The sequence below is a fragment of the Vibrio sp. 10N.261.46.A3 genome (genome assembly GCF_041472995.1).
Classification (GTDB): domain Bacteria; phylum Pseudomonadota; class Gammaproteobacteria; order Enterobacterales; family Vibrionaceae; genus Vibrio; species Vibrio coralliirubri.
Map to the genome: position 1 here is coordinate 1 of NZ_JBFRRH010000118.1, position 17,332 is coordinate 17,332.

The 17,332-nt window shown below is 44.2% G+C and carries 17 protein-coding genes and 5 tRNA genes; 9 read left to right on the top strand and 13 right to left on the bottom strand.

The window, feature by feature from the left end; translation table 11 throughout:
• Positions 1 to 70: 70 nt before the first annotated feature.
• The 9 genes from AB4484_RS23400 to lolB form a co-directional block, all read right to left on the bottom strand.
• A tRNA-Met gene (locus AB4484_RS23400) sits at positions 71 to 147 on the bottom strand.
• Positions 148 to 224: 77 nt separating this feature from the next.
• Positions 225 to 299, bottom strand: a tRNA-Gln gene (locus AB4484_RS23405).
• A gap of 30 nt (positions 300 to 329) precedes the next feature.
• Positions 330 to 414, bottom strand: a tRNA-Leu gene (locus AB4484_RS23410).
• Between the two features lie 67 nt (positions 415 to 481).
• Positions 482 to 558, bottom strand: a tRNA-Met gene (locus AB4484_RS23415).
• 280 nt (positions 559 to 838) lie between these two features.
• Positions 839 to 1,930: a redox-regulated ATPase YchF gene (gene ychF / locus AB4484_RS23420; protein WP_010439159.1), complete on the bottom strand. Its 1,092-nt coding sequence runs from the start codon at positions 1,928 to 1,930 to the stop codon at positions 839 to 841.
• 10 nt (positions 1,931 to 1,940) lie between these two features.
• The gene (gene pth, locus AB4484_RS23425) at positions 1,941 to 2,531 is read right to left on the bottom strand and encodes an aminoacyl-tRNA hydrolase (protein ID WP_004739815.1); all 591 of its coding nucleotides are present in this window, start codon (positions 2,529 to 2,531) and stop codon (positions 1,941 to 1,943) included.
• Positions 2,532 to 2,739: 208 nt separating this feature from the next.
• Positions 2,740 to 3,684, bottom strand: coding sequence for a ribose-phosphate pyrophosphokinase (locus AB4484_RS23430; protein ID WP_004739814.1), 945 nt, complete (start codon positions 3,682 to 3,684; stop codon positions 2,740 to 2,742).
• A 27-nt stretch (positions 3,685 to 3,711) separates the two neighbouring features.
• Positions 3,712 to 4,587, bottom strand: a complete 876-nt coding sequence (ispE, locus tag AB4484_RS23435) for a 4-(cytidine 5'-diphospho)-2-C-methyl-D-erythritol kinase (protein ID WP_162290825.1) — start codon at positions 4,585 to 4,587, stop codon at positions 3,712 to 3,714.
• Positions 4,584 to 5,231 carry a lipoprotein insertase outer membrane protein LolB gene (gene lolB / locus AB4484_RS23440; RefSeq protein ID WP_372080599.1) on the bottom strand — a complete coding sequence of 216 codons (648 nt, stop codon included), beginning with the start codon at positions 5,229 to 5,231 and terminating at the stop codon, positions 4,584 to 4,586. Before lolB ends, ispE begins: the two co-directional genes overlap by 4 nt.
• A gap of 160 nt (positions 5,232 to 5,391) precedes the next feature.
• On the opposite strand from lolB, the gene hemA reads away from it, so the two are divergent.
• The 8 genes from hemA to ybaK all read left to right on the top strand — a co-directional run bounded on the left by hemA (position 5,392) and on the right by ybaK (position 13,636).
• Positions 5,392 to 6,651 carry a glutamyl-tRNA reductase gene (hemA, locus tag AB4484_RS23445; protein WP_019821588.1) on the top strand — a complete coding sequence of 420 codons (1,260 nt, stop codon included), beginning with the start codon at positions 5,392 to 5,394 and terminating at the stop codon, positions 6,649 to 6,651.
• A gap of 28 nt (positions 6,652 to 6,679) precedes the next feature.
• Complete coding sequence (gene prfA / locus AB4484_RS23450) at positions 6,680 to 7,768, top strand: peptide chain release factor 1 (RefSeq protein ID WP_019821589.1); 1,089 nt, start codon at positions 6,680 to 6,682, stop codon at positions 7,766 to 7,768.
• A gap of 5 nt (positions 7,769 to 7,773) precedes the next feature.
• Positions 7,774 to 8,634, top strand: coding sequence for a peptide chain release factor N(5)-glutamine methyltransferase (gene prmC, locus AB4484_RS23455; protein WP_065675631.1), 861 nt, complete (start codon positions 7,774 to 7,776; stop codon positions 8,632 to 8,634).
• A 194-nt stretch (positions 8,635 to 8,828) separates the two neighbouring features.
• On the top strand, positions 8,829 to 9,212 hold the full coding sequence (locus AB4484_RS23460) for a SirB2 family protein (RefSeq protein WP_009848726.1): 384 nt from the start codon (positions 8,829 to 8,831) through the stop codon (positions 9,210 to 9,212).
• A 27-nt stretch (positions 9,213 to 9,239) separates the two neighbouring features.
• The gene (locus tag AB4484_RS23465; RefSeq protein ID WP_017064164.1) at positions 9,240 to 10,049 is read left to right on the top strand and encodes a SirB1 family protein; all 810 of its coding nucleotides are present in this window, start codon (positions 9,240 to 9,242) and stop codon (positions 10,047 to 10,049) included.
• 22 nt (positions 10,050 to 10,071) lie between these two features.
• On the top strand, positions 10,072 to 10,926 hold the full coding sequence (kdsA, locus tag AB4484_RS23470) for a 3-deoxy-8-phosphooctulonate synthase (protein ID WP_372080601.1): 855 nt from the start codon (positions 10,072 to 10,074) through the stop codon (positions 10,924 to 10,926).
• A gap of 456 nt (positions 10,927 to 11,382) precedes the next feature.
• Positions 11,383 to 13,044 carry a bifunctional UDP-sugar hydrolase/5'-nucleotidase UshA gene (gene ushA / locus AB4484_RS23475; RefSeq protein WP_372080603.1) on the top strand — a complete coding sequence of 554 codons (1,662 nt, stop codon included), beginning with the start codon at positions 11,383 to 11,385 and terminating at the stop codon, positions 13,042 to 13,044.
• Positions 13,045 to 13,162: 118 nt separating this feature from the next.
• Positions 13,163 to 13,636 carry a Cys-tRNA(Pro) deacylase gene (gene ybaK / locus AB4484_RS23480; RefSeq protein WP_372080605.1) on the top strand — a complete coding sequence of 158 codons (474 nt, stop codon included), beginning with the start codon at positions 13,163 to 13,165 and terminating at the stop codon, positions 13,634 to 13,636.
• Positions 13,637 to 13,743: 107 nt separating this feature from the next.
• On the opposite strand, the gene rluF is transcribed toward ybaK, so the two are convergent.
• The 3 genes from rluF to AB4484_RS23495 form a co-directional block, all read right to left on the bottom strand.
• The gene (gene rluF, locus AB4484_RS23485) at positions 13,744 to 14,877 is read right to left on the bottom strand and encodes a 23S rRNA pseudouridine(2604) synthase RluF (protein WP_372080607.1); all 1,134 of its coding nucleotides are present in this window, start codon (positions 14,875 to 14,877) and stop codon (positions 13,744 to 13,746) included.
• Between the two features lie 176 nt (positions 14,878 to 15,053).
• Complete coding sequence (gene smrA / locus AB4484_RS23490) at positions 15,054 to 15,635, bottom strand: DNA endonuclease SmrA (RefSeq protein WP_017062320.1); 582 nt, start codon at positions 15,633 to 15,635, stop codon at positions 15,054 to 15,056.
• 170 nt (positions 15,636 to 15,805) lie between these two features.
• On the bottom strand, positions 15,806 to 15,946 hold the full coding sequence (locus tag AB4484_RS23495; protein ID WP_017062321.1) for a DUF3149 domain-containing protein: 141 nt from the start codon (positions 15,944 to 15,946) through the stop codon (positions 15,806 to 15,808).
• A 255-nt stretch (positions 15,947 to 16,201) separates the two neighbouring features.
• On the opposite strand from AB4484_RS23495, the gene AB4484_RS23500 reads away from it, so the two are divergent.
• A tRNA-Pro gene (locus tag AB4484_RS23500) sits at positions 16,202 to 16,278 on the top strand.
• A gap of 551 nt (positions 16,279 to 16,829) precedes the next feature.
• Here the strand turns inward: AB4484_RS23500 and AB4484_RS23505 are convergent.
• Positions 16,830 to 17,252: a hypothetical protein gene (locus AB4484_RS23505; RefSeq protein ID WP_048611271.1), complete on the bottom strand. Its 423-nt coding sequence runs from the start codon at positions 17,250 to 17,252 to the stop codon at positions 16,830 to 16,832.
• Positions 17,253 to 17,332: the final 80 nt, after the last annotated feature.

A 17,332-nucleotide genomic window follows, 5' to 3' on the forward strand; every position in this document is an offset into this window, starting at 1 on the left:
AATCTTTATAGTTATATCGAAATTGGTAATTCAATATAACGTTGTTTGTTCTTCTTTCATAAAGAAAGAATGGTGGCTACTGCGGGATTTGAACCTGCGACCCCATCATTATGAGTGATGTGCTCTAACCAACTGAGCTAAGTAGCCATCTGAGAGCGAAGTAATATAATATAATCTCGCTTCCAATGCCATTATCTTTTTAAAGATAATTACACTTTAAATTGTGGCTGGGCTACCTGGATTCGAACCAGGGAATGCTGGCATCAAAAGCCAGTGCCTTACCGCTTGGCGATAGCCCAACAATGATATCACTTAAGATATCTAAATAATGGTGCGGTCGGAGAGACTTGAACTCTCACACCTCTCGGCGCCAGAACCTAAATCTGGTGCGTCTACCAATTCCGCCACGACCGCTTTACTTTCCTAAAAACTCTTGTCGTTAATAAATATGAGTTTAATAACAAACAGAGTGCTTAGGAAATGGTGGCTACTGCGGGATTTGAACCTGCGACCCCATCATTATGAGTGATGTGCTCTAACCAACTGAGCTAAGTAGCCATTTCCAAATTGTCGTTCATTTCGAGACGTTGCCGCTTCGTTGTGAACGGGGCGCATTATGCGTAGTTGAGCGAAACCCGTCAACTTTTTTTTTGAATAAATCGCGAATAAACATCTGTTCGGTTTCTTTTTAGGCAAAGAGGCGTATTTGTCGACAAAAAATAGGTCTAAAAGGCGATATATATAGGAAGTTAAGTTTCTGATGAGGGACAATTTAGAAACGGGAAAAACAAAAAGGCCAGTGAATTCACTGGCCTTTTTTCTAGATGTTTAATCAGAATTATACGTTGAAGCGGAAGTGAACAACGTCACCATCTTTAACGATGTATTCTTTACCTTCAAGGCGCCATTTACCTGCGTCTTTCGCACCGCTCTCACCGTTAAATTCGATGAAGTGATCGAATCCAACTACTTCAGCACGGATGAAACCTTTCTCGAAGTCTGTGTGGATCTTACCCGCTGCTTGTGGCGCAGTTGCACCTACAGGGATTGTCCAAGCGCGAACTTCTTTAACGCCAGCTGTGAAGTAAGTTTGAAGAGTCAGTAGCTCATAACCAGAGCGGATCACTCGGTTAAGACCTGGTTCTTCGATACCCATATCGGCAAGGAACTCTTCGCGATCTTCGTCATCAAGTTCAGAAAGCTCAGATTCGATTGCTGCACAAACAGCAACAACAACGTTGTTTTCGTTTTCAGCGTATTCACGAACAGCGTCTAGGTATGGGTTATTTTCAAAACCATCTTCTGCAACGTTTGCGATGTACATGGTTGGCTTAAGTGTTAGGAAGTTTAGGTAGCCGATTGCTGCCGCTTCTTCTTTGCCAAGTTCAACAGTACGCGCCATACCACCTTCAGTTAGAACTGGAAGTAGCTTTTCTAGTACAGTGATTTCGAATTTAGCGTCTTTGTCGCCGCCTTTTGCTTTCTTCGCGTTACGTTGAATTGCACGCTCACAGCTGTCTAAGTCAGCCAGTGCAAGTTCAAGGTTGATCACTTCGATATCTTCGATTGGAGATACTTTGCCAGCAACGTGAACAATGTTTTCATTTTCAAAGCAGCGTACAACGTGACCGATAGCGTCAGTTTCACGGATGTTAGCTAGGAATTTGTTACCAAGACCTTCACCTTTAGATGCGCCAGCAACTAGGCCCGCGATATCTACGAATTCCATTGTCGTTGGAAGGATCTTCTGTGGATTAACAATTTTTGCTAATGCATCTAAGCGTAGATCTGGAACCGGAACGATACCTGTGTTTGGTTCGATCGTACAAAATGGAAAGTTTGCTGCTTCGATGCCTGCTTTAGTCAGTGCGTTAAACAGAGTTGACTTACCAACGTTTGGTAGACCAACGATGCCACATTTAAAACCCATGATATAAACCTTATTCTGCTTTGAACGTATGTAAGCGATTTTGTGCTTTTGGTAGGCCATCTTTTAATAAGATGTCTAGGCTGCGAACCGATTCGTCAACGACGGCCTCGATACACTCTTGCTCTTTTTGAGGAGCTTTGCCTAATACATAACCTGCAACTTTATCTTTGTGTCCTGGATGGCCAATGCCTAATCTAAGACGATAGAATTCTTTATTGTTACCCTGCTTGCTGATGATGTCTTTCAGACCATTGTGTCCACCATGACCACCACCTTTTTTAAACTTTCCAATACCAGGAGGCAGATCTAACTCATCGTGAGCGACCATGATCTCTTCTGGTTTAATTTGGTAGAACTTTGCTAAGGCTGCAACTGCTTTGCCTGACAAGTTCATAAAAGTCGTTGGGATCAGCAAACGAAGATCTTCACCGTGAACCATGATACGACCCGTTAGGCCAAAGAACTTTGGTTCGTTCTTTAGTGTCACGTTGTGTACACGTGCTAATTCTTCAACTACCCAAGCGCCCGCATTGTGGCGAGTTTTGGCGTATTCTGGACCTGGATTAGCCAGTCCAACGAGAAGTTTTATTTGTTGGCTCAAGGTATGGATCTCTCTTGGGATTTCAAAAAGCGCCGTATGATATCACAGTTTATGAAAAAGGTGCGAGCTAGCTGATAGCTGCGCGATTATTCCTGTTTGTGATAACCAGCAGTGCAATATTACTCAGACATAAAAAAAGCACTTCATTGAATGAAGTGCTTAATGTTTTTCTCTCGTGTGTTCCTAAAGCAAAGCTATTGGGCTTTGATTAGTTGAACATCGCTGAGATTGATTCTTCGTTGCTGATACGACGAATCGCTTCAGCAAGCATGCGAGAAAGGCTAAGTGTTGTCACTTTACCCGTCGCAGCCATCTCTGGAGATAGAGAGATAGAATCCGTTACGATAACTTGGTCTAGAACAGAGTTCTTGATGTTGTTCGCAGCAGTACCAGAGAAAACAGCGTGAGTTGCGTAAGCGAATACACGCTTAGCACCGCGCTCTTTAAGCGCTTCAGCTGCTTTACATAGTGTGCCACCCGTATCGATCATGTCATCAACGATAACACAGTCACGGCCTTCAACATCACCGATTAGGTTCATTACTTCAGAAACGTTAGCACGTGGACGACGCTTATCAACGATAGCGATGTCAACATCACCTAGCGCTTTAGCCGTTGCACGAGCACGTACAACACCACCAAGGTCTGGAGAAACCACTACTGGGTTTTCTAGGCCACGGTTAGCCATGTCTTCTAGAAGAACTGGAGTACCGAAGATGTTATCAACAGGTACATCGAAGAAGCCTTGGATTTGCTCTGCGTGTAGGTCGATAGTAAGAACGCGGTCAACGCCAACGTTAGAAAGGAAGTCTGCAACAACTTTTGCAGTAATTGGCACACGAGCAGAACGTACACGACGATCTTGACGGGCATAACCGAAGTAAGGGATTACAGCAGTAATACGGCCAGCAGAAGCACGGCGCATTGCGTCAATCATTACCACCAATTCCATAAGGTTGTCATTGGTTGGTGCACAAGTTGATTGAATCAGGAATACATCGCTACCACGAACGTTTTCATTGATTTGAACAGCGACTTCGCCATCAGAAAAACGGTCTACAGTAGCATCGCCAAGAGAGATGTATAGACGATCAGCAATACGTTGGGCTAGTTCAGGTGTTGCGTTACCAGCAAATAGCTTCATATCAGGCACGGTGGAAACCTCGGGTTGCGTCCAGTTTTAAATAGATTGTGGGTGGGCTGATTGGTATTCAGCCAGAGTTTCTTTTAAAGGAGAAATATTTCTTCCTTTCGCTACGAAAGCGGAAACTGTGTCAGGCAGTTGTTCTCGCACCAATTCGGCTTCTTTTTTGCTGTTAAATTCAGCAAAAACGCACGAACCTGTGCCAGTCAATCTCGACGGCGCGTATTGTAGCAGCCATGAAAGTTGCTTATCAACCTCTGGGTACAGCATTCGCACAATTTTTTCGCAATCGTTTACGTATTCTTGCTCTAGAAGCGTTGATAGCGCTCGCTTTGGCGTGTTTCGAGTTAATTCTGAATGTGTAAATATGTCTACAGTTGCTATGCTCACTTGAGGTTTAACCACAAGATACCATTTTTCATCCGGATTAGCGGGTTGTAGCTGTTCTCCAACCCCTTCAGCAAAGGCGGCGTGGCCTCGAACGAAGACGGGAACGTCAGCACCAAGTTTCAAACCGATCTCGGCGAGTTGATCATCCGATAGGTTGAGTTGCCATAAATAATTCAGAGCGACCAACACGGTTGCTGCATTTGAAGAGCCTCCGCCAATACCGCCACCCATAGGCAGTACTTTCTTGAGTTCAATATCGGCACCGAAAGAGGTTGAGGTATATTGCTGCAGCGCAGTAGCGGCTTTCCAGATCAAGTTGTCTTCAAGCGCTACTCCAGGAATTTCTGGAGTGATTGTTATCGAGCTAGTTTCTGAGTTTGCAGTCACCGTCAGTTCATCACCAAAATCGACAAACTGAAATAAGGTTTGAAGTTCGTGATAGCCATTGTCACGTCGACCTGTGATATAGAGAAATAAATTCAGTTTAGCCGGAGAAGGCCAATGGGTTGGCGTTGTTATCATTTTTTCAGTGTCCACTTCGAAACTACAATGTTGATTTTGTTATCGTCTTGCTTGAATGACAATCGAGTAGGGAGTGGGATTGTCTCTACCTTAGTGTTGTCTTCATCCGATAGTTGCTTATTCGGCACCTCTGTATTGCGATAGTTAGCAAAACTCAGTGTCCATAGTTGGTTGCTGACTTGTTTGGTGAGGGATTCAAGCGTGTTGGTGGTGTTCAATTGGTAGCTATCGGCTTGGTCTGGAATGCCAAGGAACCATTGTGGTAGATGATCAATAGGGATCTGTAAGCCTGTCAGCTGCTCAACCAAGACTGAAGCACTCGCATGAGTAAATACTTGATCATCATAGGTCACGACTTTTGCACCTGATGGATCAATGGTTAGGTTCAATGCCGTTTGACCGAGAAAAGTCGTAAGCCTTAATTGACTTTGATTCGGTGAATGCTTCCAAATGAAATTTAGGCTTTGGCGTTGCTCTGGGGAAATGTAAGCGAGCTTGCCTGAGGCTTGATAGTTTTCTATCTGTAAAAGCCGATCTTGATGACTTTGCCATTCAACGCTGGTTGGTTGTTCTGGGATAGACGAGCAACCCACCATAATTATGGCCATAAAAATAAGAGGCGTGATTTTGAGAAGTTTGCTCATATTTGCTCACAACTTGTTCAAATTTATCTAAAAAACGCTTCAACTATAGCATTGAATTCACGAAGTCAGGAAAACAAATCCCGCTTGCTCTTTAAATAGAGCCATGCATCAAGTAAAATTCGCCCCTTGTTTCCATTCCCTGATCGAGAACTTCTGATACATGTCTTTGCTTGCCGTAGGTATCAATCACAATACAGCGTCGGTTGAATTGCGAGAAAAAGTCGCTTTTGGTCCAGATAAATTATCTGAGGCACTCAAGCAACTTAACGCAAATGCACACGTAAATGGAAGTGTCATACTTTCTACCTGTAATCGAACTGAATTGTATTGTGACGTCAAAGGCGTGGCAAAAAACAAGCTCATCGATTGGTTGTCCGTTTTCCATCAAGTGAGCCCTGAAGAGCTAAAACCGAGCATTTATGTCCATGAAGAGCAGGCGGCGATTAAACATTTAATGCGCGTAGCTTGTGGCTTGGACTCTTTGGTATTGGGTGAACCACAGATCTTAGGTCAGGTGAAGCAAGCTTATACAGACTCGCGAGAGAACAAATCTGTTGATGCTTCAATGGAAAAGCTGTTCCAGAAATCATTCTCTGTCGCGAAGCGTGTTCGAACTGAAACGGAGATCGGCGGAAGCGCGGTTTCGGTTGCTTACGCAGCTTGTACGTTAGCCAAGCACATCTTTGAGTCGATTGCCGATTCAACTGTGTTATTGGTGGGTGCGGGTGAAACCATTGAGTTGGTGGCTAAGCATCTTTCAGCGAATGGCTGTACCAAGATGATTGTGGCTAACCGAACACGTGAGCGTGCTTTAGGGCTGGCTGAAGAGTTTGGTGCTGAAGTGATCAGCCTCAATGAGATCCCTGATCACCTGCATCGAGCGGATATCGTGATCAGCTCAACCGCAAGTCCGTTACCTATCATTGGTAAAGGCATGGTGGAAACTGCACTGAAAACAAGAAAACATCAACCTATGTTGCTGGTTGATATTGCGGTTCCGCGTGATGTGGAATCTCAGGTTGGCGAATTGAATGACGCCTACCTTTATTCAGTGGATGATCTGCAGTCGATTGTTGATGGCAACATTGAACAACGCAAAGTGGAAGCGATTCAAGCGGAAGCAATCGTTAGCGAAGAAAGTGCAGCATTCATGAGTTGGATGCGTTCACTGCAAGCTGTAGACAGTATTCGTGACTACCGTAAATCGGCCAACGAAATCCGAGAAGAATTATTAAGTAAGAGTTTACAATCACTTGCCGCTGGCGGTGACCCTGAGAAAGTCTTACTTGAGCTAAGCAATAAGCTCACAAACAAATTGATCCATGCTCCAACGCGCGCACTTCAAAGTGCAGCTGAGCAAGGAGAACCTGCAAAATTAATGGTCATTAGACAGAGTTTGGGCTTAGAAAACCCTCAATAATATTAGACCTCCAACAGAATAAGACATTATGAAAGCCTCGATTCTAGTAAAGCTTGAAACACTTGTTGAACGCTATGAAGAAGTTCAACATCTACTTGGTGATCCAGATGTAATCGGGAATCAAGACAAATTCCGTGCACTTTCTAAAGAGTACTCTCAACTAGAAGAAGTGACGGCTTGTTTCCAGTCATACCAGCAAGCTCAAGAAGATCTAGAAGCTGCTGAAGAGATGGCAAACGAAGATGACGCTGAAATGCGTGAAATGGCTCAAGACGAAATCAAAGACGCAAAAGCGGCGATTGAACGTTTGACTGATGAGCTACAGATTCTTCTGATTCCAAAAGATCCAAACGATGAGCGTAACTGTTTCCTTGAAATCCGTGCAGGCGCGGGTGGTGATGAAGCGGGTATCTTCGCGGGCAACTTGTTCCGTATGTACTCTAAGTTTGCTGAGAAGAAAGGTTGGCGCGTTGAAATCATGAGCAGCAATGCTTCTGAACAAGGCGGCTACAAAGAGATGATCGCTAAGGTTAGTGGCGACGCTGTTTACGGCACAATGAAGTTTGAGTCAGGCGGTCACCGTGTACAACGTGTACCTGAAACCGAATCTCAAGGCCGTGTTCACACGTCAGCATGTACAGTTGCCGTTATGCCGGAAATCCCAGAAGCGGATCTTCCAGAAATCAAAGCGGGCGACCTTAAAATTGATACTTTCCGTGCATCAGGCGCGGGTGGTCAGCACGTTAACACCACGGATTCAGCAATCCGTATTACTCACTTACCAACGGGTACAGTAGTAGAGTGTCAGGACGAGCGTTCTCAGCATAAAAACAAAGCGAAAGCGATGGCTGTTCTTGCTGCTCGTATTGTTCAAGCAGAAGAAGAGCGCCGCGCGGCAGCGGTTTCTGATACACGTCGTAACCTACTAGGTTCGGGTGACCGTAGTGACCGTATTCGTACGTACAACTACCCACAAGGTCGTGTTTCGGATCACCGTATCAACCTTACTATCTACCGTCTTAACGAAGTACTTGAAGGTGACATGCAAAGCTTGCTTGATCCTGTACTTCAAGAGCACCAAGCCGATCAGCTTGCTGCACTTGCAGAGAACAACTAACCAGTATGCAGTCAGCATATACGGTTGAAAGTGCTTTAAAAGCAGCAATCGTAAAGCTTCAAGAGGGTGATAACACATCACCCTCTATTGATGCCGCGGTACTGCTTTGTCACGCCTTAGATAAACCAAGGTCTTACCTACTGACTTGGCCTGAGAAGCATCTCACCTCAGAGCAAGAGTCTGAATTCAATGCCCTTCTAAAACGTCGCTTAACCGGTGAGCCTGTGGCTTACATTATCGGTGAGCGTGAGTTTTGGTCACTGCCGTTAAAAGTTTCCCCTTCTACATTAATCCCACGCCCAGATACCGAGCGTTTGGTTGAGGTGGCTTTGGATAAAACGTACGGCAAGCAAGGCGCGATTCTCGATTTAGGGACAGGTACAGGTGCTATCGCGTTAGCATTGGCGTCTGAGATGCCGAATCGACAGGTAACGGGTATTGATCTTCGCCCTGAAGCGCAGCAGCTTGCTACAGAGAATGCACAACGTCTCAACATCACCAACGCGACCTTTTTGCACGGCAGTTGGTTTGAGCCTTTGAGCTCTGAAGAAACTGTGAAATTCTCTCTGATTGTCTCTAACCCGCCATACATTGAGAAGAATGATCCTCATTTATCTCAAGGCGATGTGCGTTTTGAGCCAATCACAGCACTGGTTGCTGAGGAGAAAGGGCTTGCAGATATCCGATACATTTCTGAAAACGCTCGCGGCTTTTTGGAAAATGAAGGTTGGTTAGCATTTGAACACGGCTATGACCAAGGTTTGGCAGTTCGTGAAATTATGCAGGCGCTCGGTTATCTCGATGTTGTCACAGAGAAAGATTACGGTGGTAATGACCGAGTGACATTGGGTCGTTACTGTTCATAGTGAGTGATTGTTAATCGTCTTGTGAGCAATGGATGATGAACTTGCTAAATTGATACCTTTAACTCGACAATACATTTAACTCGCTAATGCATTTAACGCAGAAATACAGAGATTTTATGCGGAACTACAGAGCATTAACGGGTATTGTGAGGCTCGTGTTAACGAAAGCACATATAAAAATATAAAGGAATACCATGTACGAAGGTCTAAAACATTTTCACCTATTAACGATTGCTATAAGTGCGCTACTTCTTTCGATTCGTTTCGCTCTTATGATGGCTAACTCACCTAAGCTTAAGCATCCTTTCTTGCAGCGTTTCCCTCATATCAATGACTCGTTGCTATTGCTATCGGGTATTGGTTTGATTTTCATCACTGGCTTTATTCCATTCACACCAGCAGCACCATGGTTAACCGAAAAACTAACTTGTGTTATGGCTTACATTGCATTGGGTTTCTTTGCGCTTAAGCTAGGTAAAAACAAGCTACTGAGAGTATTCTCTTTCTTTGGTGCGCTTGGCTGGTTAGCGATGGCAGGCAAAATCGCAATGACCAAGACGCCAACATTTTTCGGTTAATTATCTCCTTATTTCGGTTAACTATCTATGTACGAATTTTTTGATGAAGACTTTGACCAGCTAGAATTAGCTGAAGGTGCATTGATCTTAAATAAAGCGATTAACCCAGAAACTCAAGACAGTTGGGCAGAGCAAGAGCTGGCGAGATTGTTAAAAGACGCCGAGTTTGCTTTGGTTAATGAAACCGATGAACAGCAGAAGTTTGAATCTTTTATTCGACTATTCTTTTATGAATGGGGCTTTGCTGGCGATAAAGATGCGTATTTCTCTTCGGAAAACGCGTTCATCGATAAAGTGCTTGAGAGAAAGAAAGGCATTCCAGTGAGTCTGGGAGCGATCTTTCTTTTTCTAGGTCGCAAGCTAGGCTTTCCTGTAGAGGGCGTCTCTTTCCCGACTCAATTCTTACTTAAAGTAAGTTGGTACGGGCAAGCTGCAGCCTATATTAATCCTTATAACGGTGAGTATGTTGGCGAACAAACGCTGCGAGCATGGTTAATTGGACATGACGGCCCATTAGCTAAGGTGAAACCCGAGCACTTAGAAGTTGCCGACCACCCAACAATTATTGGTAAGTGGTTAGCCCTGCTCAAGAGTGCACTACTGCGAGAAGAGCGTTATACGCTTGCATTGAAGTGTACTGACCTTGCTTTGACGTTTGTACCTGATGACCCATATGAAATCCGTGACCGCGGTTTTATCTATCAGCAGCTAGACTGTCACCAAGTAGCCGCAACCGATTATCAATACTTTATCGACCAATGCCCAGATGACCCGGCATCTGAGTTACTGAAATCTCAAGTGAACGTCATGAACGAAAAGACAGTGGTTGTTCACTAATTAATAATTATTTAGAGAGAATATGATGGAACAGAAAACAGTTCATATTGGCGATATGCCAATTGCTAACGACAAGCCATTTACGCTATTTGCAGGCATGAACGTTCTTGAATCTCGCGATCTTGCTATGCAGATCTGTGATCACTATGTAAAAGTAACCGAGAAGCTGGGCATCCCTTACGTATTTAAGGCGTCTTTTGATAAAGCGAACCGCAGCTCAGTTCATTCATACCGTGGTCCAGGAATGGAAGAAGGTCTTAAAATCTTCCAAGAGCTGAAAGATACTTTCGGCGTGAAGATCATTACTGATATCCACACAGAAGCTCAAGCTCAGCCTGTTGCGGATGTGGTTGATGTAATCCAACTACCTGCATTCCTAGCTCGTCAAACTGATCTTGTTGAAGCAATGGCTAAGACTGGCGCAGTAATCAACGTGAAGAAGCCTCAGTTCATGAGCCCGAACCAAGTTGGCAACATCGTTGATAAGTTCGCTGAGTGCGGTAACGACAACATTATCCTATGTGAGCGTGGCGCTTGCATGGGTTACGATAACCTAGTCGTTGATATGCTTGGCTTTGGCGTAATGAAGAAGTCTTCAAACGGTAGCCCAATTATTTTTGACGTGACGCACTCTCTACAAATGCGTGACCCATCAGGTGCAGCATCTGGCGGTCGTCGTGAGCAAACGGTTGAACTTGCTAAAGCGGGTCTTGCTACTGGTATTGCGGGTCTGTTCATTGAAGCTCACCCAAACCCAGACCAAGCTCGTTGTGATGGCCCATCTGCGCTACCTCTAGACAAACTAGAGCCGTTCTTGAAGCAGATGAAAGCACTTGATGACCTTATCAAAGGCTTTGAGCATATTGATATTAAATAATTGAGATGGATGTGAAGTAACGGAAACGTTATTTAACAAAGTTGATCTAAGAAAGCCCAGTTCTCTGAATTGGGCTTTTTTTTAATCTCGTAAAAGCAGCCGAATATAAACCGTTCATTTAAAGAGTTGTTAACGTGGCGGGTTATTACCTAAGAAACTCGTATATGAGTGTGAGGTCAGTCCTGTTTGCAGTAAATTACTGATGTTCATCACACTTTGTAAGTAAACGATTGCTTGTGATGCAGGGGAAGTTTGAGTGTAATCTCATAATTTTGTTACACTTAACTGTTGATCTATGCGTGACCAATTCGACATAAATATGAAATCGTCGTGTTACATCTAGAATGTTAATTTAAGATTAGTCATGTTGAAGTCTTATTGTTCGAACTCCAGGAAAGGGGTCGCAATAGATTATAAAAAGCAGTGGATTCCCCTAAAAAGTTCAAAGGTATGACAATGAAGCAACGCCTTATTCTAAAGACAGCACTAAGTGCTGCAATTCTAGCTACTCTAGCTGGGTGTGCGTCTCAATCAGCTCATGATTGGAACCAAGATGAAACTTACAAGCTAACGATTCTTCACACAAACGATAACCATGGTCGTTTCTGGCAGAATAAATACGGCGAATACGGCATGTCTGCGCGTAAAACGCTAGTTGACCAACTTCGTTCAGAAGTTGAAGCAGAAGGCGGTAGCGTGTTGCTTCTATCTGGCGGTGACATCAACACGGGTGTCCCAGAATCAGACCTTCAGGACGCAGAACCTGATTTTAAAGGTATGAACAAAATTGGTTACGATGCAATGGCATTGGGTAACCACGAGTTTGATAACTCTTTAGACGTACTACAAAAGCAGATCGACTGGGCTAACTTCCCAATGCTATCTGCAAACATCTACGATAAAGCGACAGGCGAACGTAAGTTCCAAGCTTACGAGATGTTCGAAAAGCAAGGCATCAAGATTGCGGTTATTGGTTTAACAACGGAAGATACCCAAAAGATTGGTAACCCTGAATTTATCGCGGGCATCGACTTCCGTGATCCTAAAGAAGAAGCGAAGAAGCTAATCGCTGAACTTAAAGAAACAGAAAAACCGGATCTAATCTTTGCTGTGACTCACATGGGTCACTACGAAAATGGCCAACGTGGTGTTAACGCTCCGGGTGATGTCGCACTTGCTCGTTACCTAAACGAAGGCGATCTGGACATGATCGTTGGTGGTCACTCTCAAGAGCCTGTATGTATGGAAGGCCCTAACGTTGCGAAGAAAAACTTCAAGCCGGGTGAAGAGTGTAAGCCTGACGTACAGAACGGTACTTACATCGTTCAAGCTCACGAGTGGGGCAAGTACGTAGGTCGTGCTGATTACGAATTCCGTAATGGCGAGCTAGAGATGGTGAGCTACGACCTGATTCCAGTTAACCTTAAGAAGAAAGTTAAGATTGACGGTAAGAAGCAACGTGTTCTTATTCAAGATGAAATCGCACAAGACCCAGAGCTACTTGAATTCCTACGTCCTTTCCAAGAGCAAGGTCAGGCACAGCTAGAAGTTCAAATCGCAGAGACAAATGGTAAGCTTGAAGGCGATCGTAACGTCGTTCGCTTCCAACAGACCAACCTAGGTCGTTTAATTGCGACTTCTCACATGGAGCGTGCAAAAGCAGACTTCGCAGTGATGAACTCTGGTGGTGTACGTGACTCAATTGAAGCCGGTAATGTTACTTACAAAGACGTGCTAACAGTACAACCTTTTGCAAACATCCTGACTTACACAGACATGACGGGTAAAGAAGTTCTAGATTACCTAAACGTAGTGGCGACTAAACCAATCGATTCTGGTGCTTACGCTCAGTTTGCTGGTATCTCTATGACAGTAGCGAACGGTGAAGTATCGAATGTATTCATCGGTGGCAAACAGCTTCGTCTAGACGAAACATACCGTTTCACAGTACCAAGCTTTAACGCTGCTGGTGGTGACGGTTACCCTAAATTGTCTGACCACCCAGGTTACGTAAATACTGGTTTTGTTGATGCTGAAGTACTGAAAGAGTACCTAGAAGCAAACAGCCCGGTTGACGTGAACAAGTATGCGCCTTCAGGCCAAATGGTTTACAAGTAATTGAATCCAAGCAATTGTATCAATAGGTGCTAAATTAGATTGACTCTAGCACCATGATAAATTTAACTAAAGCGACGCCGAGGCGTCGCTTTTTGTTTATCTATCGTTTGGATTTGTTATGACCCCTGCAATCAATCTCGCCAAGAAAAAGAAAATCGCTCATAGCGTGCATCAGTATCATCATGATGCCAATAATACCAACTATGGTTTAGAAGCCGTTGAAGCGCTTGGTCAAGATCCTAAGCGTGTGTTCAAAACGCTTTTGTTCTGTTTGAACGGTGTGGCTAAAGACTTGGCTGTGGCGGTTATTCCTGTGGACCAAAAGCTAAACCTAAAACTTGCGGCAAAAGCAGCGAAAGGTAAAAAAGCAGAGATGGCGAATCCTGAAATTGCACAGAAAACCACGGGTTATGTGGTGGGTGGAATCAGTCCGCTTGGTCAAAAGAAAGCACTGCCTACCTTTGTTCATTCGAGCGCTACCGATTTTGAAACGATATGTGTGAGTGCAGGAAAGCGCGGGCTAGAAATTGAATTAGACCCAAAAGACTTAACACTGCTCACTCGCGGCCAGTTTGCTGATCTATGTTTATAGATTGTCGTTGTCATGAATGATAAAACTATCGAATGACCAACAAAAACGCCCGCTAGACTAATCTAGCGGGCGTTTTTCTATCGAGTGTCTCGTCTTACTGACTCTGACTACTTCTTCAGACCTAAAGTACCACCAACACGCTTTGGTGCAGGTTTGTTCGGTCTGTTTGAATCTTGGCTGCGATTTGCCGGTTTACCGCTTCTACGATCATTATTGTCGCGATCTGTGCGATTGTGATCCGAACGGTTTCTATCTGAATTTGAACGCTCTGAACGAGAATTCGACTTCCAGTTTTCGGTATTACCACCGCTTTCACCGTTCGATGAATTGCGGCCACGCTTTGAGTTAGGCGCATGACGGAATTCATCCGCATTGTTACCGCGGTAAGTGCGAGTACGGTTCTCGTTTTGATTACGGCGCGCTGTTGAAGCTTGGTTCTCTTCACGGCTATCAAAAAGTTTCGCGTCAGTCGCTTTACGAATGCGTTGACCTTTCGCGTTCATTTTTGACGCATCTTCCGTACTTACTGAGCCCTCACACATCGCTAAGATCTCAGTGATCTCTTCGTCGCTCAGGTAGCGCCATTTGCCGTTAGGAATGCCGTCTAGTGAGATATTCATAATACGAACACGACGTAGTTTAAATACTTCATAACCGAGCGCTTCACACATGCGGCGAATTTGGCGGTTAAGGCCTTGCGTTAATGTGATTCGGAATGAGAACTTAGTCTCTTTCTCTACTTTACATGGCAAGGTAACAGTATCGAGGATATGAACACCAGCGCCCATTTGCTTCAAGAATTCCGTCGTAATCGGCTTATCTACACGCACCACGTATTCTTTCTCGTGGTTGTTACCTGCACGTAGGATCTTGTTTACGATGTCGCCATCGTTGGTCAAGAAGATAAGGCCATCAGAAGGCTTATCTAGGCGACCAATCGGGAAAATACGTTTGTGGTGGCCGATAAAGTCGACGATGTTGCCAGGAATATCACGCTCAGTCGTACAGGTGATACCTGTTGGTTTATTAAGAGCAATGTAAATCGGCTTCTCTTTTGAGCGAACAGGCTTATTGTCGATCTCAACATCATCACCTGGCAAGACTTTAGTACCCATTTCAGGGATCTTACCGTTAATAGTAACTCGGCCTGCATCAATGAGCTTATCGGCTTCGCGGCGTGAGCAAAAACCAGTTTCACTGATGTATTTATTAAGGCGTTTAGCTTGGGATTCTTGTGACATGATATTCTCTTAGCGTTTCACAACGGAAATATAGATAAACTCAAAGCAACCTTTGGATAGTTGCTTTGAGTTGGGATTCGTTAACTGAGGACAATTTTAGCACTTGGTGTGAGTCTAGGCACGAAATATCGATCTTGATGCAATTCGCTATCAGTGTACTTGTCTGCTTCAACCAGTTAACTGGTGCGTTTTTGATGGCGCTCTCTGTTCTCTAGCTTTTTCTCATTACTCTTTCTGAGCATAACGTAGACTGCGCCAGTACCACCATGAAATTGCTGAGCAGAATGAACACATTGAACGTCGTTAATTTGCGTGAGCCAATTCGCCACGTAGCTTTTCATCATTGCTGGTGGGTTCGAACGCTCACCCTTACCGTGAACAATGATGACGGTACGAACATCCATTCTTAAACACTGACGCAAGAATGAAAGCACTTCGTTACGTGCGTCTTTCAGTGTTTTCCTATGAAGGTCGAGCTTGGCTTGAATAGGGTATTTGCCTAGGCGCAGCTTTTTGTATACGCCTTCTTGTACACCGTCTTTTTTATAAGCAACGACATCGTCTGGCTTGATCATTGGCGAGTAATCTAATGATAAGTAGTCTTTCTCGTCGTCAGACAGCCACATAGCGGCTTCACGCTTAGCAAGGTGAGATTCGGTGACTCGGTGTACTTTCTGGTGTTCAGCGGTGTCATGGTCGATACGTTTAACGTCGCCCATCATTTCTTGGAATAGATCTAAGTCGTCATCATGAGACATAGTGTGTATCTCAAGTTGGGGAAGGATAGGGTAAGTATACCTAAGTTGAGGCTGGGTTTAAAAATGAAAAAACCGGAGAAGACAATAAGTCTGCTCCGGTGCAAAGCGTTTTGACATTTACTTATAAAGTAAAAGAATACTTAAAAGTAAATGATTTAGGCTGAGCGATTCTAGTGAGGAGATTTTTCAGTCATAACTTTGTAGATGAAGAAGCCTCCATAAAACATCATGAGACCCAGAGCCCCGAAGATTACTATCATTGAAGATAGTCCCACCGCATTACCAAATAGGAGATCTAGCCAAAAGTCCATGTGTATACCTCAAAGTTATATGACACGGGTTAGTGTATTAACTGGTATTATCAATTCACTGATCTGGATCAATCCTGTTTCATAAGTTAAATACTTGTTGGTAACTGTGTGTTTTTCGTCACATCAAGCGTGTTGTTGTATGTCTTTTGTTCGAACGATTCGAATTCACAATAAATATGAGAAAAAGCGCTTGCGGATAAATTTAGAATCCGTATTATACGCTCCATCGACAGGCAATCAGCCAGTTAGATATCTCGGTGAATAGCGCAGCTTGGTAGCGCATCTGGTTTGGGACCAGAGGGTCGGGGGTTCGAATCCCTCTTCACCGACCACATTAAGAAAGCCTGCTCATTGAGCAGGCTTTCGTCGTTTCAGGGCATGGAAAATGGGATTTGAACCTAAGTGGGTTCGCCTGATGTTCAAAATAAGCTCTTCACCGACCATATTAAAGAAAGCCGTAGCACTCTTTGTAATAGAAGGGGCTACGGCTTTTTTGCATTTTAACCCTTTTGTTTCGATTTGGTTTGGGACATGAGGGTGGTGGCTGGTGCGCCAGTCCGATGGAAGCCCAGCCGCGTCGAATCCCTGCTTCACCGACCACATTAAGAAAGCCTGCTCAATGAGCAGGCTTTCGTCGTTTTAGATCATAGGAAATAGGATCAGAACCAAAGTGGGGTTCGCCTGATATTCAAAATAAGCTCTTCACCGACCACATTAAAGAAAGCCGTAGCACTCTTTGCAATAGAAGGGGCTACGGCTTTTTTGCATTTTGGTATGTGCGTAATTCTCTAGAGTGACCAAGGAGCGAGTTGGGAATCTCTTGTTGTTCTAAACACCTTGCTTAGAGACAAGGATTGACCCAATAAGCCAGTCCCCAAATTATTTACTTAACATCACACGTGATGTCTTTTATCGGTGTTTCCGAGGTAACAAAACAAACATACGCTTCCGCTGGCTTATTAGGGCCTATTCGAATGTAACCTGCCTTTACTTCATCTTCATCAAACGTCACCGAGTGAGAGCTTCCCGTTTGGTTGTCGTAAAAGTTTGCTTCAAAATTGTTGTTCATTTGGCTTGCGATACGGTTTCGTGTTGTAGATGTTGTGAACGTAATATTGGCGCAGCGCATGGGTGGCTTTTCAGTAATCAAAAACTGTCCGCTTTCTTTATCTAGCACGCCGCCTTTGGTATCCGGTTGTATGTCTATTGCCTGAAACTGTTCGATGGTGCATGTTTCTTTGGCTGAGGCTATTGAGGGCATCAGCATCGTGAGGGCTAGAGGGAAAGCAAAAAGTACTGGTTTCATTAGAACAACGCCATAGGTAAAAAGAGCGAAAGATAATAGCACCGCAATGGTGCTATTAAATGTAAAGATTCTGTTATTAA